Raw genomic sequence first — 22201 nt, forward strand, 5'->3', positions numbered from 1 at the left:
TACCGTTGGTCTGCGCCCTAGTAGTGGAGAAGATTGTCGTAAAGCGAAAAGCAGCCTGTAAAGTGCAGCTGTCAGAAAGTTATTTCACTCGGCCTCACTCAGGTGGGTTCTCGCTATGTGCTTGCAGAGGCTGTACATGCGCTCCATTTTATCCACTGCCGATACCTCGAGACGAGCAATGGTGACGGCTTCGGGTACATTGCCAAGCCGTTCAGACTTTCGTACCAGAAAGGCTTTCCCGACTCTTGTGATTCGTGATTCCAGATCGAGAATCGCTTCTGCACTCTCTACATCCTTGTCCCGTATGGTTGGTATCAGGAAATCTATTGCCTGGCTGACATAGCCAAATATCTCCTGCAGCATTTGCTTTGACGTTTCGCTTCGCTGGTAGACTACCCTTCGTGAGCGTTCGGCCAGTCCCACAAGATCTTTTTCAATCACATCGGCCATCGTCTCCAGGTTGACTGCACAGGCCATCAAGCGCTGGTGCTCATCGCTTTCCTGCTCAGAAAGGGCGTTCCCCCGTATTTTCCCGAGATATTCAATGCTGGCCTGCTCAAGAATATCAATTTTGTCATCCTCATTTACCAGCCTCCTGAGAGCGACTAGATCACCGGTAACCATTGCTCCCTGAAAGCTTTGAATCATTTCCCGGAGTAGTTCGGCAGCCCTCGTCAACTCCCGGCGAACACCGTCCAGGGCCATTGTCGGCACCTCCAACAGTGCACTATCAAGATAAAGCGGCTCAATTACAGCTGGAGCTGCCGGCCGCTCCTTTACGATTCTTTCGGCCACCAGGGCAAAGAGGGCGGTAAAGGGCAGAAAGACAATGGTATTGATCACATTAAACAACGTGTTGGCATTGGCAATCTGCCGGGGCACCTCGGCAGCAATCCTGGCGACTCCCTCCAGCTCCGGGCTCGGAGGCGAAATTGCAACCGCAATGGAAGCAAGTGAGGAAATAAATGGCAGCCAGACCAAGACACCGATGACATTGAACGCCACGTGTACCACCGCTGCACGAACGGCCTCCGGCGGTTTACCCATTGCTGCCATGAGTGCAGTGACGCAAGTACCGATATTGGCCCCCAATGCAAGGCCAATACCTGCCGGCAAGCTCAACAAACCACCACCAGCCATGGCAATCGCAATCCCTACCGTCGCTGCCGAGGACTGGACGAGTCCCGTAAACATTGCCCCGGCTAAAATGCCGAGCAAGGGATTTTCCATCCGCTGCAGGATGTCAAGAAACGGCTGGTAACCACGCAGGGGATACATGGCATCACCCATAATACCCATGCCGTAAAAGACCAGACCCAGACCCATCAACATCTTGCCATAGTTGCGGATTATGTCCTTTTTCGAGGCAAATAGCATAAAGAAACCGACGGCGATGGGCAAAAGCGCGTATTGGGCTATATTGAAGGCTAATAACTGAGCCGTGACCGTGGAGCCAATATTGGCCCCCATGATCACCCCCACCGACTGCTGCAGCGTCATTACCCCGGCGGTGACAAAACCGACGACCAGTACAGTTGTGACAGAAGAGGAGTTGAGGATACCTGTCACCACCGATCCGGTGACAGCTCCCATAAACCGATTGGAGGTGAGTTTTGAGAGCATAGTCTTCAACGCATCTCCAGCTGCCTGCTTCAGGCCGTCTGAAAGTTGCTCAAGGCCGCCCAGGAAGAGAGCAAGACCACCGAACAGCCCCATTAGAAGAGTCAGCCATTCGATGGTCTGACCCTCCGCAGCGTAAAGGCTGGTGGGAAGTGACAAGAACAAGGCACCTGTATAAAAAATGGTTTTTTTGATACACATAAGAGCTGATCTGCTGAAATTATATTGGATTACGACTTGCAATACGCGGTAAAATGGCCTTAAAATCACAACTTCTATATGATAGGTTAGTCTAAAGTAATCTAAAAGTTATTTTCCTTCTCACAAAATAAAAAACCAAGGATGCATCATGGCACCTCGTTCCATTAAGCACTCCCAGCGCTTTCTACCGTACCTTGCGACACTCGTTGCTCTTTCACTTTTGCCCTTGCTCTTGTCATGCTCCCAGGAGCAACCGCCTCCACCGCGTGAGGTAATTCGACCGGTCAAGCTACTCAAAATCGTCACCGACAATGAAATCGTACAACGTAGCTATCCAGGTCGGGTACGGGCTGCCAAACGTGTCGATCTCTCCTTTCAGGTTGGTGGACCGCTGATCGAAATGTTGGTTGATGAAGGTCAGGAAGTCAAACAGGGACAAATTCTGGCTCGTATCGATCCCAGAAACTTTGAAACAAACCTCCGCAATGCCGAAGGCCAACTTGCCAAGGCCCAGGCCGCACTGCGCAGTGCTGAAAGTGAATACGATCGGATTCTGCGTATCAGGAAAAGCGACCCGGGTGCTGCCAGCGAAAGCATGCTGGTGAAACGAAAAGAAGCGGTAGATACTATAACAGCCGATATCCACTCGCTTTCCGCTTCAGTGGAATCGGCTAAAAACAGTCTCAGTGATACCTACCTGAAAGCTTCTTTTGACGGCATCGTATCCAAACGCTATGTCGACAATTTCCAGGAAGTACGGCCACAGGAGTCGATTGTGAGTCTCGACCAGCTGGGCAAAATTGAAATTATCGTCGATATCCCTGAGACACTCATGGCGCGTCTCAAAACGAACCGGCAAGTCAATATCATAGCAGAATTTGCGGCTGCACCTGGTAAACAATTCGAGCTGACCGCCAAGGAGTTTTCCACCAGGGCCGACGTCACAACCCAGACCTACCAGATCGTTTTGGAGATGGAGCGGCCTGCCGATCTCAACATCCTGCCGGGCATGACCGCCACGGTGCGAGGTTCAACCCCTGCAGCCTCCGGCACAGTCGACTCCTTTATCATTCCGGCTTACGCAATTTTCGCAAGCGATAGCGGCAAGGCCCAGGTCTGGGTCGTAAATGAGAAAGAGATGACCGTTCACAGCCGACCGGTCACCACAGGAAGTCTCGTTGGCCAGGACGGTATAACCATTACCGAAGGGCTGCAGACGGGTGAGGTAATAGCTGTAACCGGGGTGACCATGCTGAAAGAAGGTATGAAGATCCGTGATCTTGCCAAGGTCGAGGGGTATGGCAAATGAATATCGCTGAATTGAGCATTAAAAAGTCGACCATCACCTGGGTACTTACCCTCCTGATGCTGGTTATCGGCTGGAAATCGTTTACCAACCTTTCGATGCTCGAAGACCCTGAATTCACTATCAAGGAGGCGGTAATCATAACCCCGTACACTGGCGCCTCCGCTGCCGAGGTAGAAGCGGAAGTGACCAACGTCATAGAAAAGGCGGTGCAGCAGATGGGTCAGCTGCGACGGCTGGAATCACGCTCGTCACGAGGTCTTTCGATCGTCCAGGTGACTATCAAAGACAAGTATGACAATGCCACCCTGCCACAGGTCTGGGACGAGCTGCGTCGCAAGGTCAACGATTATCAAAGTAAACTGCCACCGGGAGCCGGTCCCTCCATAGTGAACGATGACTTCGGCGACGTCTATGGGGTTTATGTCGCCATCACCGGCAAAGGCTACGACTATCGAGACCTGTATGAATACGCCAAATTTTTGCAGCGCGAGCTGCTACAGGCCAAAGATGTCAAGCGGATAGAACTCTATGGCAACCAGCCCGAGGCAGTCTATGTCGAAATGCGTCGCGAGAAAATGGCGGACCTCGGCGTCTCACAGCAGGATATCTACAACGCCCTGGCGGCCAAAAACCTCACCGCCTCTGCAGGTTACCTTACTCTCGGGAAAGAATTCATTCCGGTCAATCCTACAGGTGAATTCACCTCCGAGAGAGAATTCGGCGACCTGCTGGTAAAGGGTCGCAACGCAGCCAACGAACCGCTTGTCTTTCTTAGTGATGTTGCTGATATACACCGAGATTACCAGTATCCAGCCGAAAAATATCTGCACTACAATGGTGAACCGGCGGTGGGGCTTGCCATCTCGACCGTAGCTGGCGGGAACGTGCTGGTGATGGGCAAGTCACTCAAAGAGCGGTTCAAAGAGTTAGAAGTGCTCTCCCCGCTCGGTATGGAGATAAATACCATCTACCTGCAGACCGATGCAGTAATCTCCTCCATAAAGAACTTTCTTATCAACCTGGCCGAAGCAATCCTCATAGTTATCGTCGTACTGCTTGTCTTCATGGGTGTCCGCAGTGGTCTTATTATCGGCTCGGTGCTGCTGGTGACGATCATGGGTACTTTTATTTTCATGTCGATGATGGAAGTCACCCTGCAGCGGATATCACTGGGAGCCCTGGTTATTGCCCTTGGAATGCTGGTGGATAACGCCATCGTAGTAACGGACGGTATGCGCGTCAAAATGGACAGCGGTACAGATGCCCTCACTGCCGCCCGGGATATTGTCAGCCAGGTGGGCACGCCGCTCCTGATGGCGACGCTGATCGCCATTTGCGCTTTTGCCGCCATTGGTACCTCCCAGGACTCCACAGGCGAGTATTGCCGCACTCTTTTTTCAGTAATTTTTATTTCTCTTGGTCTGAGCTGGGTGACAGCTGTAACCACAACTCCGCTTTTCTGTAAAACATTTCTGAAAACCAAAACTCTGACAGCAAACACCAGTGGGAGAGAACCGGCCAAAGACCCATATGCAGGTGTGTTCTATCGACTCTATCGAAATTTTCTTGCCAGGGCTATCCGCTTTCGCTGGGTGACGCTTGGCGTAGTGCTCGGCTTGTTCATCATGTCGATTTTGGGTTTTGGCCAGGTGAAAAACAGCTTTTTCCCAGATTCCACCACCCCTATGTACCTTGTTGACTTCTGGTTTCCTGAAGGAACCCATATTGACGAAACGGTCAACCAGCTCAAACAGGCGGAGGAAAATCTCCGCCAGGATGAGAATGTCGAAGATGTGATAAGTTTCATCGGCGGCAGCCAGATACGCTTTCTGCTCACGTATACACCTGAGAAAAATTATCCCAGTTTTGCCCAGATCCTGGTCCGGTTAAAGGATTACAGGACTATCCCTGAAACCTTGAAGACGGTACAGGCAAAATTTGAGGCCATGTATCCCCAGGCTATTATCCAGACAAAACCCTTTGTGCTGGGGCCATCCACCGGTGGGAAAATCCAGCTGCGTATCTATGGCCCGGATGGTGACGAGCTGCGTAAACTTGCAAGAAAGGCTGAAGATATCCTGCTGGCCGACCCGCATGCCAAAGCAGTTCGCAACGAATGGCGCGACAAGATCAAGGTGCTTCGTCCGGAAATGGCCGATGCCCAGGCCCGCCGCGCCGGTATAGACCGGCCCCAGATTGCTTCGGCGATGGAGGCGGCTGTACTTGGTACCGTTGCGGGGGTTTACCGGGAGAATGACGAGTTGCTGCCGATCATTGCCCGGGCACCAGAGTTTGAACGTACCGCCATGAACGACCTCGGCTCTATCCAGATCTGGAGTCCGACTGCAGGGAAGATGATCCCGATGGGGCAGGTGGTCACTGACTTTTCCATTTCCTTCGAGGATGCGAACATCTGGCGTCGCAACCGTACCAAGATGATGCGCATACACGCTGATCCCAGCGAAGGGTTGCCAAGTGTTCTCTTCAATCGCATCAAGCCCAAAATCGAGCAAGCTCTCGGAGTAGATGTCGAGCAGAAGCTTGGCGAGCCGGTCGCGGCTGAAGAATGGAACAGTTCAACTCTACCAGTCAAGGTCGAAGACATGATCCCCCTTACCACGCCAGGCTATTACATGGCCTGGGGTGGCGAGGCGGAGGACTCGGCCAACGGCAAGGCCGGGCTCGCCGGTTATATTCCCATTTTTTTCGGACTGATGGTCCTGTTGGTATTGATCCTGTTCAACTCCATTAAGAAAACCCTCATCATCTGGTTCACCGTGCCACTGGCAGTCATCGGTGTCACCGCAGGTCTATTGATGTTTCAGCAACCGTTTGGCTTCATGGCACTCCTCGGCCTGATGAGCCTTGCCGGTATGCTGATCAAAAATGCCATCGTCTTGATTGACCAGATTGATCTCGAACTCAAAGAGGGTAAAGAACCATTCCAGGCCATCCTGAACTCAGGTGTGAGCAGGCTCATCCCCGTTTCCATGGCGGCGCTGACCACCATCCTCGGTATGATACCACTCCTGGCTGATGCCTTCTTTGTTTCCATGGCGGTAACCATCATGTTCGGACTTGGTTTTGCCACTGTACTCACCCTGGTGGTGGTACCGGTGCTTTATGCCACCTTCTACAGGGTGCCCAATGACGCGTGAAGGAAATTAAATAAGCCACAGAAATGGCAAAACCAGTTTTCAATCAAATTATGAGTACATTTGCAAGATATCCCCGGCAACAGGAGGTTACATGCCAGCCAGCCCCATTATTGCGTCGTCGTTGAAAAAACTCTTCCGCAACAGTGCCCTGTTCGGCCTGCTGCTTTCAGCGGTATCCGGCTGCACCATGGTCGGTCCCGATTATGTCAAGCCTACAGTGAGTGAGCCCAAAGCCTGGCGTGATGAGAACAATCCCGCTATCAGCTCCCGCAAGGTTGAGATTGCCGCCTGGTGGACCCGTTTTCAGGACCCGGTCCTGAACAAGCTGATCGAGATGGCCTGCACCGACAACCCAGGGCTGCATATTGCCGGATTACGCATTCTCGAGGCTCGGGCACAACTCGCTGTCCTGGTAGGCAATCAATATCCGCAAGTCCAACAGGTTCGCGGTGAAACAGGGGCTGTCGGTGGCAGTAAAAACATGGCCAACTCCACTCCGGGTGCGGATTTCCGTTATGGTGAGTTGAGCGTTGGCTTTGATGCCGGCTGGGAGATAGATCTGTGGGGCAAGTATCACCGGGCTGTAAGTTCCGGCGTTGCCTCACTGGAAAGCTCTGTGGCCGACTATGATAACATCCTGGTGATATTGACGGCGGAAGTAGCCAGGACATACATGCTGCTATCCACTTTAGAAACACAGCTGAAAATTGCCGAGGAAAACGTTTCTATTCAATCCCGCTCACTCAAGATTGCCAGTGTACGGTTCGAAGGAGGTGATGTCACCGAACTCGATGTTGCTCAGGCCAGGACTCTGCTCGCCAATACCCAGGCTACCATTCCACGCCTGCAGTCCCGGATCAGTCAGGTGAAAAACAGCCTGGCCCTGCTGCTTGGCCGGCTCCCGGCAGATCTTGATGCAATCCTGACAACCGAAACCGTACTGCCGGATATCCCTACAGAGATTGCCATCGGCATACCGGCTGAAATGCTGAGAAGGCGCCCGGACATACGGCAGGCTGAAGCGCAGCTGCTGGCGCAAAGCGAGAGGATCGGCGTCGCCCAGGCAGATCTTTATCCCCACCTTTCCCTCCTGGGGTCAATAGGGTTGCGCACGAGCAACAGTGACGTCACCGCCGCTGCTTTCCCTGGCAGCAGCAACTTCGGCGACCTGTTCAGCACAGACTCGTTTGAGTATTTTGTTGGGCCGACTTTTTCCTGGGATGTGCTTAACTATGGGCGAATCAAAAATAAGGTCAGAATAGAAGACAGCCGTTTCCAGCAACTGACGGAAAACTACCGCAACACCATCCTGGTTGCAGCAGAAGAGACAGAGAACGCTATCGTTGCCTATCTGGGGGCTCGTGCAGAACAAAAGCACCTGCAGGACAGCGCTGACGCTGCCGCTCGCTCAGTGCAGCTCTCAATGCTTCAGTACGAGGAGGGGCTCAACGACTACCAGCGAGTGCTGGAAACCCAGCGTTCGCTCATTCAACAGCAGGATCTGCTGGCGGGTAACAAAGGTCAGGTTGTCATCAACCTGATTGCCATCTACAAGGCGTTAGGTGGCGGCTGGGAAACGTTCCGTGACAAGCCGGTCATTCCTGAGCCTATCCGGGCCTCCATGGAACAGCGCACCGATTGGGGGGAACTGCTCCAGCCGGGTGCAATTAAGGCTGGAACTGCCGACAAGCAAGAAGATACGTTGCTCAAACCTGCCTGGTAAATCTTTCACCCGGGCTCTTGACCACTGTTCTGTCCAGATTCTGCTTCCGGTTGCCTCCCCTTATAGGGAGCAGCCGGAATTTTCCAATTTGTGGTGAATTTTTCTTTCCTGGGGATGTTCCAGCAAGAGTATAAAACAGAACCAGATAGCCCAACAATTTTGCCATAGGTGACAAGCCCAATCATATATCTATCTGCCGCCTACATCGGGAATATCAATGTTGAGAGAAAGTAGCCAATTATGGTTGCAGAACAAACGCCGGTAAACCCTGGCAGCATAAAACTATGATTGAAAACGTACTTGCCGATTTTTGTTGTACCAGATCGGTCAAAGCTGATAGCTGCGAGGTCGCTTGGATAGAATGGAAAGAAAAAATAGGCGTAACAAGATGGCAGTACACCAATGAGTACGTCGTGCGAAATCCCTAGAGAGAAGCCGAGTGGCATCATTATTGTCAGCACAGCAGCCTGGCTTTTAAGAAATATCGAGACGAGAAACATGGCAATGGCGAACGTCCAAGGATAGAGATCCACCATTCCGCTGACCAGCCCAACGAGATATTCTTTGTGATATCCAATAATGGTATCGCTAAGCCAGGCGATCCCGAAAATTGTTATAACAGCTGTCATCCCAGCAATAAAAACACTTGAGTGTACAATGTCTTTTGGTTTGATGTTGGTGCAAAGAAGAATGACAGCCCCAACAGAGAGCATCATGAACTGAATGGCAACCGACATGCCTACACCTTGAGGCAAAAGCGTTTTCGACATAAGTGCAAGGATGATAACGCCAAGAATACCTAGCAGAAAAATCAACAAACCTCTACCTGCTGTGGCTTTCACCTCTGTGGTATTTGAAGCACTAGTTGCACCTGACGCCTCTATCCTGAAATCAGGATCTTCCATTCTCTTGAGGAATTCCTGGTCTTTATCGAGATCCTGGCCTCTTTTCAGGCTGAAGGTTGCTGCTACCATTACGCCAATAAAAGTGGCTGGCATCGTGATTTTGAGTACATCAATCAGGCCGATGTTCAGCTGGTTATCAGCAGCCGTTGCCAGCACCACAGCTGCAGCTGCAGCTATAGGACTACCTGTAATCCCCATCTGACTGGCTATTGTTGATGCTGCGAGAGGACGTTCTGGACGGATCCCTTTCTTGTACGCTACGTCGTATATGACTGGTAGAAGAGGATAGACAGAGTGACCTGTCCCCACCAGAACAGTGAGAGAGTATGTACAAAATGGCCCCAAATAAACGATCATATGAGGATATCGTCGCAAAAGCCGTTCGGCATATCTGACTAAAAGATCGAGGCCACCTGTCGCTTCAAGGGTTGCTGAGGCGGCAACGACTGCAAGGATAATCAGCATTACACTTACTGGCGGCGTGCCTGGAGCAATGCCAAAAACAAAAACGAGGATCGAGACGCCAAGACCACCTAATAATCCGAAAGCAACTCCACCGTACCTGATGCCGATAAAAATTATGACCAGTAGTAAAAGAAGGTGTAACCAAAACATGGATCAATCCTCTCTTGAAAGGGCGCTAATGTAGTTTGAATCGGATGGAGCTCCTGTTTCACACCAATCCCATGATTATGAATTCTCATAATCACTTAGAATGTTGAGGTAAGGCGGAATGAGCCTAACGAATCAAGATATCGAATATACCATTGTCGATTGCAGCTGCAACCTTGAAGTATCGAAAATGATTGAAAAATAATTCGAGTCTTTGGGAAAACAGGTCAACCATATGAGTGCGTATCATTGATTCCTTATGGCAAGCTGCTGAAGTTTCACGTTTATTGCCCAGTGTATCCATGAAGGGTTAGCGCAAATGGTCAGTCAGATATGTTGGCTTGTATTTCAACAAGGTTTGCGGATATTTCTAAAAAAAATGAGCAATGAGAGACGGATGTTTCAAGAAAAGAGGATGAAAATAACGAAGTAATTGTCGTAGTCCGGTTCAAGCAAAAGAAAGTTTCACCCTTGGTCTGGCTGGTGTGCATAAAAAAGAAATGGAAAGTTGAAAAGGGTAACCCAGAGTCAGCAGATCAGAGGTTTTGGGCTTGGAGCGTTTTTTTAGAGTTCCTTTAGAAGGCCTTGTTTAATTCATATATCTGACCTGGCAGGATCTTGCATGCCTGACATTAAAAGTGCTCATGTTCTTGTAATGTGTTGCCAACTCTGTTACCTATTTTTATGGAAAACATTTCTTTAAACTGAGCAGGGAGCATGATTGGCACCAGTATTTATTTGTTTTTTATCCAACACATCTCCCTGAAAAGGTTGCTTTTCCTCAGTTCTTCCCCTTTTTGATTGGACAATTCGTTGTATCACCCACTGCATCTCAAAGTTGCTGAAAACGGCAAATAGCAGCCAAATATCGCAAAGGAGATATCGTCATGTTCAGAAACCTGACATCAGGATTTCGAATCTTGCCTTCATTACTTGCCGTAGTCCTTGCCGCGATGCTCTGCGGCACTGACAGCACTGCTGAAGAAATTACTCCCGATAAATCTGCCCCACCCGAATCAACTACCAGTAAGCGGACTGACATCCCAATAGATGAGCTGGAATTACTGGTAAAACCGTTAACCAAAGACGAACTGATAATAGAAGCTGACGCCTGGCTTGCCCTCTTAAAAACAAAGGTTGAGGAGGTTAGCGCTGCAGAAATTGCCATTAAACGGAAAAACAAGGAAATAGAAAAAGCCAAAGAGGTAAAAGAGGAGATAGAAAAAGCTCAGGAGACTCTCAACGATGTCAAAGAAGCTGCAGAAACCTCTATGACTGATGCGTCAGGAGATGCTGCAAAAAAAGCAGTTGCCGCTGCCCAAAAAGCTCAGCAGGCTGTTGATTCCGTGGCAACAAAAATTGATGATGCTTTGGCCACTTCGGAAGAGGTTGCCGAGGACCAGACGGTCAATAAAGCTCTTAAAGCAACCGGTGTGAAAATTGCGTCTGAAGATAAGCCGTTGGAGGCGGTTGAAGCACTGAAATCCGCCAAAGAAGCTCAAACCGCAACCAAGGCGGTGACAGAAGCGGCCAAGGAAACAGAAGCGGCCGGCAAACAAGGAGAGCAAAACGAGCGGACACGAAAAGCAGAAAAAACAGCCGCTGCCGCTTCCGATGCTCATCAGGCACTAGACAACACCGGCAAAGCAGTTACTTCGGGTATTGACAAATCAACGACCAAAATGGCAGCGGACATTGCTGGTGCAGATACGTTGGAGGAGATTAGCGCTCAGGCTGCAACGGCAGCCAAAGCTGACGCAGAAATCAAAACCAGGATTCTCGAAGCAATTACCGACCTGCGTGCAGAACGAACGGCTCTTATCGACCGGCTTAACGTTGTACTCGACGAACTCAACACGAAACTCGGCAAAGCCCTCGATGGGAAAGACAACGAGCTGGTTGTTCCCTACCGGCTCTACGCCAACTCTGTCGGTGGTATCAAAGTTGACGTCTCAGACCGCGAGGCGGCGTTATCGACCATCACCGGCTGGATCAAATCGGATGAAGGGGGGCTGCGCTGGGCACTGAACATTATCGTTTTTATTGCCACAATTCTCGCCTTTCTGGTGCTTGGCTTTATTCTCGGCAAACTTGCCGAAAAAGCTTTCGGGATAGCACAGAGCAGCTCCATCCTGCTGCGCAACTTTGTCGTCCACTCTGTGAGGAGAGTCACGCTCATCATCGGTCTGATAATTGGCCTGTCCGCCCTGGAAGTCGATATCGGTCCACTTCTGGCAGTAATAGGTGCAGCCGGTTTCGTCGTTGCCTTTGCCTTGCAGAGTACCTTGAGCAATTTCGCCAGCGGCATCATGATCATGCTTTACAGGCCATTCGATGTCGGGAATCTGGTCCAGGTAGCTGGCGTCATGGGAGTTGTCCGGTCCATGAATCTGGTAACCACTACCATTACCACCGCAGACAACCAGATCATGGTGGTGCCGAACAATTCAATCTGGGGCAATATCATCATCAACATAACCGGCAGTGAGCTAAGACGTATAGATCTCGTTTTTGGTATCGGCTATTCAGACAACATTGCCCACGCCCAGAAAGTACTGGAAGAACTGGTCAGAGATCATCCGCTGGTGCTGGAACAACCCGAACCGGTGATCAAAGTTCATGAACTGGCTGAATCTTCGGTCAATTTTATCTGCCGCCCCTGGGCAAAAACAGGGGACTACTGGACTGTCTACTGGGATCTGACACGTTTGGTCAAAGAGAGATTCGATGCCGAAGGCATTTCCATTCCTTTCCCACAGCGGGATATACATTTTTACCAGGAATCGCCACAGTCACTACTGGAAACTTCCTGATAAAATATAAAAAAGTTGGATGACATAATGGGGATGCCGGATGCTAAGGAAAAAGACTCCTTGCCGGCATCTTTTCAGCATTCTACCCACCCACCAGGAGATATGTATGTGTAAAGGACTATTTCGACTGTGCGTTAAAATCTCAACCGTCGCATTGAGCACCGCATTGCTTTTTGCCCAGACCTCTTTCTCTGCAGCAATCATTGAAGGGGAACGCATGAGCCCGATACCCGGCAAAGACGGGATGGTTGTTACCAGCCATTTCCTGGCAACCGAGTCGGCGCTGGATGTTTTGAAAAATGGAGGCAATGCCATTGATGCTGCAGTTACCGCAGCATTTTCTCTGGCAGTGACACAGCCACGGTCCGGCAATATCGGCGGTGGTGGCTTTATGCTGATCTCATCTGAGAAAAAAGATGACGTCGTTGCGATAGATTACCGCGAAAAGGCACCTGGTAAAGCTACTGTCGACATGTTTCTCAACAAGGATGGGGAAGCGGATAGCGAAGTTTCCCGCTACTCTCACCTGGCCTCCGGCGTCCCTGGGACTGTTGCCGGACTGGCAATGGCCCTTGAAAAATATGGGACGATAAATCTTGAGCAGGCCATGGCACCGGCCATCAAACTGGCAGAAGAGGGCTTTATTGTTACTCCCAGGTTCAGCGAAGGTCTAAAAGAAAAGGAAAAAATGCTGAAAAAGTGGGAGTCATCGACCAAGGTCTTCTACAAACCAGACGGCACCTTCTACGAGCCAGGCGAACTCTTTGTACAACCAGATCTGGCAGCCACGTTAAAACGTATCGCCAAGAACGGAGTCAAGGAATTTTACGAAGGCAAGACCGCGGAATTGCTGGTAGCAGAGATGACAAAACATGGAGGACTGATCACCATGGAGGACATGAAAAATTACTCTCCCAGAATCAAGACTCCGGTTCATGGCACGTATCGCGGATATGACATCTATTCCATGTCACCGCCCAGTTCAGGTGGCGCCCATGTGATTCAGATATTGAACATCCTTGAGGGTTACCCCATTGGCGAATACGGCCACAATTCAGCCAAAACCATTCACTTGATGGCAGAAGCCATGAAGCGGGCCTATTCCGATCGATCCCAGTATCTCGGTGATGATGATTTTGTCGAGGTTCCGCTGAAAGGAATAATTTCGAAAAAGTACGCTGATTCTCTTCGCCAAAAGATCGATACCGAGAAAGCCACAGCCAGTAAAACCATCGCACCCGACAAGCCGCAGCCATACGAAAGCGATGAGACGACGCATTTCTCCATCGTCGACAAATTTGGCAACGCTGTCTCCAACACCTACACTATCAATTTCAGCTACGGTTCTGGGATTGTGGTTGAAGGTGCCGGTTTTCTCTTGAATAATGAAATGGATGATTTCTCGGCAAAGCCAGGTGTTCCGAACGCCTATGGCCTTCTTGGCGGTGAGGCGAACAAGGTGGAACCCAATAAGCGAATGCTCAGTTCCATGTCACCCACAATCGTCAAGCATGAAGGGAAAAACTTTCTGGTAACCGGCAGCCCCGGCGGGTCAAGGATCATCACCACTACCCTCCAGGTCATTATGAATGTCATCGATCACGGGTTGAACATACAGAGTGCAGTGGCTGCACCCCGTATTCATCATCAATGGCTTCCGGATGAATTACGGGTGGAGGAAGGCCTTAGCCCTGATTCTGTCAAGCTTCTGGAAGAGATGGGCCACCAGGTACAGCAGAAGTCTGCCATGGGCGCCATCCAGTCCATCATGGTAAAAGACGGCATGATGTACGGTGGTGCAGACCCGCGTCGCTCAACAGCACTTGCCGCCGGACTGTAGTATTATACAACGCTGGAAAGGCGAGTTACGAGAAAGCCTTTCCAGCGTGTTCACGATCAGCAACTTTTTTACCCATCCCCGTGCGCAACACTTTTTTTCCAGCTCTCTTGGTAAGACTCTGCCGGCTCTTCTGTGCTATTTCCCGGGGCTGATAGTGTCTTCTTCTATCCGGCTCACATCCACCATGACCGACATGGAATGGACTCCACCTCCCATTACCACCCCTTTCACCGGGGTAACATCTCCGTAGTCCCGCCCCCAGGCCAGGGTGATATGCTGTTCACCGGGAATGATGTTATTCGTGGGGTCCAGATCAACCCAGCCGATATTGGGGATGTATATTGACAGCCAGGCATGGGAGGCATCGGCCCCGGCGAGTTTTTGCTTGCCCGGCGGTGGCAGTGTCTCCAGATAACCGCTCACATAGCGGGCAGCAAGCCCTAGAGATCGAAGGCAGCTGATGGCCAGATGGGCGAAATCCTGGCAGACGCCTTTGCGGTCGACAAGGACCTGGTCGACAGAAGTGTCAATGGTTGTGGCATCCTTGTCGTAGGTGAATTCGGTGAAAATCCTCTGCATCAGATCAATGGCTCCGGCGAGTATCGGTCTTCCTGACGGAAAGGAAATACGGGCGTACCCCTCAACTGCCGGGGTAATCATGGTGAGTGGACTGACGAACCGGAACTGGCAGGCCTCAAGATCTGCAGGGGTATGATGATCGAAAAGTTGTCGCGCCACCGTCTCCCAGGGGGGCGTTGTCTCCGATGGAGGCGCCTGGGGCGGCATGGTCAGTACAGTGGAAACGGCGGTGACCACCAGGTGACTGTGTGGGTGCTGAATCATAAAAGCCCGCACGCAGTTACCGAAATAATCGTTATAGAAGTTGTGATAAGCTGGTTCCGGTGTAACCGTGACGGCGCTGTCTGAAACCTTTTGCCATGGGGTCTCTTTTGGCAGCAGATACAGCTCATTCTGGGAGAGTGAAGCCGGCTCTGAATAGCTGTACGTTGTGGTGTGGGTGACGCGATATTTCATCACTCGCCACCTATGCTATTATAGGTTGAAAAGTGTGGAGTGGTCGGCACCCTGCTGAGATAGTGAGCGGTAATCTGCTGGGTGAAATCGAGCAGGACTTTTTCCATGGACAAAAGGAAGTCCGTGAGATGGGTATGAGTGGTGCTGTTATACCCACAGTTCATATCCGTGAGGTCCAATAACCGTGCTGCTGTGAGCATCTCCAGTGCCAATCTTTCCTCCAGGGAAGAAAAACGGCGTCTCTGTTGACGGGGCAGATGTTCTACATGTTCTGCCAGCTGACTGAATTGAAAGGCCAGCGACTTGGGATTGGTCTCATCAACAATCAGCAGATCGAGTACCGGTGCCAACTGAAAAGTTGTGCGATAACGCGCCCTGTAGGTCATGATGCTGTCACTGACCTCAAGCAGGGCTTCCAGGGCGCTACGTGATTCGTCGCAGACCATCGGCAGGCCGACATTGAGAATCGAGGTGTGAAACATGGCCCGCTCAAGCCTGCGGCCCATGTCCATAAACCGCCAGCCAAGGCCCCTTGTCATGCTTTCCATGGCCAGACCGCTGAAGGCGCTGAGGTTGTAGAGGGTGTCTTCAAGCAATTCCAGCGGGTCTGCGGTCGGACTGGCGAGGGAATACTCGAGATGATTGACAACCCGCCAGCAGTCCAGAGAGAGCCGGTCGCGGACGTTGCGTGCGGCTTCCTGCACTTTCCAGAGAATGGCGACAACACTTGCGGGATTCTCTCTGGTGTAGAGCGCATTGTGAAGAGATGACATGAGCTCCTTGTAGGGAGGAATTGTTTCGTCATCTATTTCACCAGAGGCCGGGCTGATCGCATTCAGCAGTCGCAAGAGAAACTTCAGCTCCGGGATATCCTGCAGCCTCGCTTCTCCGGACAACCTCTTGAAAATTGAGCGCAGCAGACGAATCTGTCCTTCAGCTCTTTCCAGGTAACGGCCGAGCCACAACATGTTGTCAGCTACCCGGCTCGGTAAATCGCTGCTGCGGTTAAATTCGGCGGCGGTTTTCAGGCCGGCCAGCATGCTGAATGGCTCAACAGGCAGATCTGAGAGTATCCAGACATCTTTGCTTTGCTGTCGTTCCGGTGAGTCGCCAACCAAGGTGTTGATGTCATCTGCTGTTATCGCCAGGCCACCGGGCATAACAGTGAAACCGTCGGCTGTGGCGCAGACAAAAACCCTCAGCAAGGTGCTTTGCCCGGAAATAACACCGTCATTCCAGACCGGCGAGTTGCTGGGGATGATGGGCTGACGCGCCATGAAGCAGTGGGGGGCGCTGGTTATGGCTGCCTGGAGGTCGTGAATGTCAGGATATTTGGCAGAGCGGTCAAGAGCCTGTTCGACCAGCAGAGCGGTCATATTGGCAAGAACATGATTCCTGCCGTCGGCTGTGCCGCACCACCACGAGGGATCTTCTTTCAGCAGCAGTTCTTCACCTCGCAACAGTTGGCAGAGCGATGGAAGGAAGGTGGATAAGACCGGGGTGTCGATAAAACCGCTGCCCAGTGGATTGATGATGTCGATAGAGCCTTCACGGGCAGCTTGAACTAACCCTGCAACTCCATCAGCCGTCTGTCGCCTGAGCGCAAAGGGGTCGCTGACGTTGTCGGCAACCTGTCTGAACAGGGCTTCAACAGGTTCCAGCCCGGCAAGTTTCTTGAGGAAAACCCTGCCATTTCGCACCGTGAGGTCCTGTCCTTCTACCAGCGGATAGCCCAGGTATCTGGAGAGCAGGGCATGCTCAAAATAGGTGCGGCTTTCCGGTCCAGGAGATAGCAGCACAATACCGGGATCCTTATCGGTGAGACCATTGCGCTCGAGGATACTGGTGTGCAGGGTGTGGAAAAATGGGGCCAGCCGCCGAATCTGTGTTGTATGGTAGAGATCGGAGAATATCCGCGATATGACAATGCGATTCTCAAGAGCGTAGCCTAGCCCGGCAGGCTGACTGCCATAATCCCGGTAGACCTTGAACTCACCATTGGTGTCGCGATAGAGATCGGCAGCGTAGAAGCTTAAAAAACGATTGCCGGCAGGAGTGATGCCGTGACAGGGGCGTAAAAAATTGGGGTTTGCAAAAATAAGCTCAGCGGGTATCTGTCCATTTTTCAGCAGTTCCTGCGGGCCATAAACATCTGCCAGAATTTTTTCAAGGAGATTGACACGTTGCAGGATTCCACTTTCAATCGTATGCCATTCTTCCGAAGTGAGTGGCAGTGGAAAGAGGTCGAGAGCCCAGGTTGATGTTTTTTCGGAAGGGTCTTCAAAAGGATTGAACGTCGCACCATCCTCATGGCGTCTTCTCATCGCCCGCAGTTGCTGTTCTTTCAGGTAATCCGGCCCCATTGCCTCCAGGGCTTGCATGATGGATTGCCAATGTTTGCGGGGGGAAGCAGGGCTGGTGAAAGTTTCACAATATCCGGCAGTCGGGTTACAGACTCGGTCGAAAAGTGATTGTGGTCTGGTACTTATGGAGTGAATCAGTTTTGCATCAGTCATACAGCGAATGGTCTCGTAGTGTATCTGCCGCCATCATGGCGGCAGATACAGCTGATGTACCTTGTTCAGAGACGTAAATCAAGGGTATACGGGAAAAGGTCATTGCTTTCCTCAGGCGGCACTGGCAGTCGAACGCCAGGTGTGTGCCCGCCGATGACAAACCTGGCATTGCGGCGGCCCTCGGCTTCGTAGCTGTTTACTGGAAAAACATCATAATTGCGGCCACCAGGATGACCAACATGGTACGTGCATCCTGCCACAGCTTTTTGGGTCCAGGTGTCATAGAGTTCAATGAGCAGCGGTGTATCGACCCCGATAGTCGGGTGCAGGCAATTGGGAGGCTGCCAGGCCCGATAACGGACACCCGCCACATAGGTGCCGGCTGCACCGGTGAACTGAAGGGGTACCCTACGGCCATTACAGGTAACGATATGCCGTCCGTCGGTCATATTCGAGACCTTTACCTGAACTCGCTCAAGCGAAGAATCGACATAGCGAACGGTGCCTCCGCCTCCGGGCTCTTCACCCAGCACATGCCAGGGTTCCAGTGCCTGCCGCAGTTCCAGCTGGATGCCCTGGTACTCTATGCTGCCGTGCACCGGGAAGCGAAATTCAAAATGGGGATGGAAGAAATCCATATCAATTGCAAAACCAGCCTCACGAAGGGTGGCGAGAATATCGGCAAAATCCAGTCGAAGCATCTCTGGCAGCATGAAACGGTCATGCAGTCGTGTTCCCCAGCGAACAAGTTTCTGACGATATGGGGTGCGCCAGAACCAGGCCACGCAGATTCTGAGCAATAACTGCTGGGCCAGGCTCATGCGGGCGTGCGGCGGCATTTCAAAGGCACGAAACTCTAAAAGACCCAGTCGGCCGGTTGATGAATCGGGTGAATAGAGTTTATCGATGCAGAACTCGGCCCGATGGGTATTGCCGGTTACATCGACCAGGAGATTGCGAAACAGCCGGTCAACAAGCCAGGGCGGGCACGGTTGGCCTGGGCTGGTCTGGCGGTCGAGCTCGGCGAAAGCGACCTCAAGCTCATAGAGGCTGTCATGACGGGCTTCGTCGATGCGCGGCTGCTGACTGGTGGGGCCGATGAAAAGTCCTGAGAAAAGATAGGAGAGCGACGGATGATTGTTCCAGAAGGTCACAAAGCTGCGCAACAGGTCCGGTCGCTGTAAAATCGGGCTCTGGGCTGGTGTCGCTCCGCCGATGATGACGTGGTTGCCGCCGCCAGTTCCGGTTTGGCGGCCGTCGATCATGAACTTTTCCGTTCCCAGTCTGTTTTCTCTCGCCAGCTCGTAGAGCGAGGTGGTGTATTCCACCAGCTCTCGCCAGTTGTTCATCGGCTGAATATTGACTTCAATGACACCTGGGTCCGGGGTGATCTTCAGGCAGTCAAGCCGTGGATCGTAGGGCGGAGTATAGCCTTCAATGATAACCGGTGTTTCGGTCTCTTTGGCTGTTTTTTCAACCATGGCCACCAGTTCGAGATAACCTTCAAGAGCTTGGATAGGCGGCATAAAAACATAGATTCTTCCTTCACGATGCTGGACGCAGAGCGCGGTTCGCACAATCCAGCCAGCAGATTCGCCAACAGCTGGTTCCGGCTTGTCGTAGGGATGCGGCTGGGTGACGACGCTCTCACCGGCGCTTTCCATTGGTTGACCGGCTATGGAACGCTGCATGTCTTCCGTGTCAGCCAAGGGACTGCGGGGAGCCAGGGGATCAATAGGGAAGTCCTGATGAAGGTCGGCAGGTTTCACCCACGGCAGGGAGTCGAGGGGCAGTCGCAGGCCAGCTGGGGAGTCGCCCGGAAGGAGGAACAACTGTTTGGCCCGAAACGGCCAGGGACCACTCTTCCATGAGCCGTGCTGCAACGGCAGGACATAGCCGGTGACAGCTCCCAATCCGTTTCGAAAAGAGCGAATCATTCGGGCCCGGGCTTCCGGGTCCTCGAGTTTTGGATCGGTGGGGTCCACATTGATCGGCAATTCCTGCTCTTTCAGCATCAGGTGCAGCACATCTTCATAGGCTGCAAGGATATAGTCTGTTTTTACTCCAAGGTTCGTGGCAAGCGTCTCAATAAAGCGTTTTGCCGTATTGGCATCGTGACCATAATCTGTATCGACATCTGCCACCCACTGTTCATCTTGCCAGACGGGTTTACCGTCTTTTCGCCAGTAACAGCCCAGGGCCCAGCGGGGTAGAGATTCGCCGGGATACCATTTGCCCTGGCCGTAGTGGAGCAAGCCGCCGGGAGCCCATTTACGTCGCAGTCTCTTGATGAGACTTTCTGAAAGCTTTTGCTTTTCTGCGCCCAGCGCATCGGTATTCCATTGGGCACCATCCATATCGTCGATGGAGACAAAGGTCGGTTCGCCCCCCATGGTCAGGTGAATATTTGCCGCTTCAAGCTCACTATCAACCTTATCGCCAAGTGCCACGATTTTCTCCCATACCTCTTCAGGGTAGGGCTTGGTGGATCTTGGGGCCTCATGAATGCGGGTGACAGACATAGTATGACTGAATTCCACCTCGCAAGGATCTAACGCGCCGGTAATGGGGGCCGCGGTTTGCGGTTCGGGTGAGCAGGCCAGCGGGATGTGTCCCTCTCCGGCAAAGAGTCCCGAGGTCGGGTCCATACCGATCCAGCCGGCACCGGGGATGTACACTTCTGTCCAGGCGTGCAGGTCGGTGAAATCGACTTCTGTTCCCGATGGTCCGTCGAGAGATTTGACATCCTGACGCAGCTGGATCAGATAGCCGGAAACAAAACGGGCAGCCAGGCCGAGATTTCGCAGAATATTGACCAGCAGCCAGGCTGAATCACGGCAGGAGCCGCTACCGAGCGTGAGAGTCTGTTCGCAGCTCTGCACATTGGGCTCCATGCGAATGAGATATTGTATTTCATTACTCAATCGCATGTTGATGGCGACCAGAAAATCGATGGTCTGCTGGGGGGAGAGATCCACCCCGGCGAGATATTCTTTCAATTTTTTCCCGGCTGGTTCACGCTCAAGATATGGCGCAAGATCGGTCTTGAGTCGTGGATCATAGGTGAAGGGGAACGAATCTGCCTCCGGCTCCAGGAAAAAATCGAAGGGATTAATGATGATCATCTCGGCAACGAGATCCACTTCTACCTCAAACTCGGTGGTTTTCTCGGGGAAAGCCAATCGGGCCAGATAATTGCTGAATGGGTCCTGTTGCCAATTGAGGAAGTGTTCTTTGGGTTTTACCGTCAGGGAGTAGCTGAGAATCGGTGTCCGGCAATGGGGGGCAGGCCTCAATCGCACAACGTGGGGGGCAAGAGAGATGCTGCGGTCATAATGATACGATGTCTTGTGGTGCAGGGCGACATGGATTCCCATGGGCTGTCCTTTTAGGTATGTAGACAGGCCCCGAAAAAAGGGGCCTGTCAATTTCTATGTACATGTACTGTTGGGGTAGGAGAGATGCTAAGCACGGGAGAGCTGAACCGCTACTGCTCTTGGTTTTGGTTGTCGGGCAGCGGTTGAAGATTGAAAAATGTTGTGCCGATAGCTGTGCCTACCAGGTTGAGTCGCGTCTGCAAGTCATCCAGATATTGATGCATGCCTTGTTCGATAACTTCATCGATATCGGTGTACTCGAGATCTGCCACCAGTCGTCCGAGCTTTTTTTCGGCCGCATTGTGGGCTGTACCAGTTGAAGAGCCGGTGATCCGGTGCAGGCTCACCTGGGCTTTTGCGAGACAATGGCGAATGGAGCGCGGAAAGTTACTGTCGAAGATGAGAAAGTCGGCAACCTTGCGCGGGTTGATGGTGTGATGTTCCTTTCTGAACATCTCGAAGGCGCTGGCCGACTTGAGCACGGCCATCCACTGAATATTGTCTATGGGAGTGTCCACCATCTCCGCTTCCGGTAAGAGCATGAAATACTTGACGTCGAGGATACGTGAGGTTTTGTCAGCGCGCTCAAGCATCATGCCAATACGGGCAAAATTCCAGGCCTCTCCGTGGCTCATGGTGCTGTCCAACAGGCCGGTGAACAGATGGCTGCGCATTTGGATGATCTTGAAAAAACGATGTGGATCATCCAGGGCGAAACGCTTGCTGGCCGGATCAGCTAACTCCAGATAGAAGTTGTTGAGATGCTCCCACATCTCCGAGCTGATGATTTCGCGGATAGAGCGGGCGTTTTCTCGAGCACCTGCCAGGCAGGAGATGATGGAGTTGAAATAGTCTCGATCGAAGGTAAGAAACTGGATGACTTCTTCTTCCGTGTAGTCGTTGTAATTTTTACCAAAAACTTCATGATCGCCGGTGATCGCCACCAGAGGTTCCCAGTGCTTATCCTTTTCTGACGGCAGGTCGAGCAGAAGATTGAGATTGACGCTGATGAAGCGGGCCACGTTTTCTGCCCGTTCGATATATCGGCACATCCAGTATATTGAGTTGGCTACTCGACTGAGCATTTTCCGT

At 51.8% G+C, this 22201-nt stretch carries 11 protein-coding genes; 5 read left to right on the plus strand and 6 right to left on the minus strand.

Annotated features, from left to right (window positions below; all coding sequences use genetic code 11):
• Window positions 1-84 precede the first annotated feature (84 nt).
• Window positions 85-1821, minus strand: coding sequence for a Na/Pi cotransporter family protein (locus tag BUF15_RS16660; RefSeq protein ID WP_073614845.1), 1737 nt, complete (start codon window positions 1819-1821; stop codon window positions 85-87).
• Between the two features lie 148 nt (window positions 1822-1969).
• Here BUF15_RS16660 and BUF15_RS16665 point away from each other — a divergent pair, with 148 nt between their 5' ends.
• The 3 genes from BUF15_RS16665 (at window position 1970) to BUF15_RS16675 (ending at window position 8011) form a co-directional block, all read left to right on the plus strand.
• Entirely contained in the window at window positions 1970-3130 is a 1161-nt protein-coding gene (locus BUF15_RS16665; RefSeq protein ID WP_073614846.1) for an efflux RND transporter periplasmic adaptor subunit, read from the plus strand.
• A complete protein-coding gene (locus tag BUF15_RS16670) occupies window positions 3127-6288 on the plus strand; it encodes an efflux RND transporter permease subunit (protein WP_073614847.1) in 3162 nt (1053 codons plus the stop codon). The genes BUF15_RS16665 and BUF15_RS16670 overlap by 4 nt, the downstream gene beginning before the upstream one ends.
• Window positions 6289-6379: 91 nt before the next feature.
• On the plus strand, window positions 6380-8011 hold the full coding sequence (locus BUF15_RS16675; protein ID WP_084554106.1) for an efflux transporter outer membrane subunit: 1632 nt from the start codon (window positions 6380-6382) through the stop codon (window positions 8009-8011).
• 200 nt (window positions 8012-8211) lie between these two features.
• Here the strand turns inward: BUF15_RS16675 and BUF15_RS16685 are convergent, their stop codons facing one another.
• Window positions 8212-9531: an anaerobic C4-dicarboxylate transporter gene (locus BUF15_RS16685; RefSeq protein ID WP_073614849.1), complete on the minus strand. Its 1320-nt coding sequence runs from the start codon at window positions 9529-9531 to the stop codon at window positions 8212-8214.
• Between the two features lie 884 nt (window positions 9532-10415).
• Between BUF15_RS16685 and BUF15_RS16690 the strand changes: the two genes are divergently transcribed.
• Together BUF15_RS16690 and ggt are read left to right on the plus strand one after the other, a co-directional pair.
• Window positions 10416-12341 (plus strand): mechanosensitive ion channel family protein, encoded by a 1926-nt coding sequence (locus tag BUF15_RS16690; protein WP_073614850.1) that lies wholly within the window; start codon window positions 10416-10418, stop codon window positions 12339-12341.
• A 106-nt stretch (window positions 12342-12447) separates the two neighbouring features.
• Window positions 12448-14181 carry a gamma-glutamyltransferase gene (gene ggt / locus BUF15_RS16695; protein ID WP_073614851.1) on the plus strand — a complete coding sequence of 578 codons (1734 nt, stop codon included), beginning with the start codon at window positions 12448-12450 and terminating at the stop codon, window positions 14179-14181.
• Between the two features lie 135 nt (window positions 14182-14316).
• On the opposite strand, the gene BUF15_RS16700 is transcribed toward ggt, so the two are convergent.
• The 4 genes from BUF15_RS16700 to BUF15_RS16715 all read right to left on the minus strand — a co-directional run bounded on the left by BUF15_RS16700 (window position 14317) and on the right by BUF15_RS16715 (window position 22194).
• Window positions 14317-15216, minus strand: coding sequence for a transglutaminase family protein (locus tag BUF15_RS16700; RefSeq protein WP_073614852.1), 900 nt, complete (start codon window positions 15214-15216; stop codon window positions 14317-14319).
• Window positions 15216-17732 carry a circularly permuted type 2 ATP-grasp protein gene (locus tag BUF15_RS16705; protein WP_073614853.1) on the minus strand — a complete coding sequence of 839 codons (2517 nt, stop codon included), beginning with the start codon at window positions 17730-17732 and terminating at the stop codon, window positions 15216-15218. The genes BUF15_RS16700 and BUF15_RS16705 overlap by 1 nt, the downstream gene beginning before the upstream one ends.
• A gap of 65 nt (window positions 17733-17797) precedes the next feature.
• Window positions 17798-21109, minus strand: a complete 3312-nt coding sequence (locus BUF15_RS16710; protein WP_073614854.1) for a transglutaminase family protein — start codon at window positions 21107-21109, stop codon at window positions 17798-17800.
• A gap of 110 nt (window positions 21110-21219) precedes the next feature.
• Window positions 21220-22194, minus strand: a complete 975-nt coding sequence (locus BUF15_RS16715; RefSeq protein WP_073614855.1) for an alpha-E domain-containing protein — start codon at window positions 22192-22194, stop codon at window positions 21220-21222.
• Window positions 22195-22201: the final 7 nt, after the last annotated feature.

The sequence above is a fragment of the Desulfopila aestuarii DSM 18488 genome (assembly GCF_900143695.1).
GTDB lineage: Bacteria > Desulfobacterota > Desulfobulbia > Desulfobulbales > Desulfocapsaceae > Desulfopila > Desulfopila aestuarii.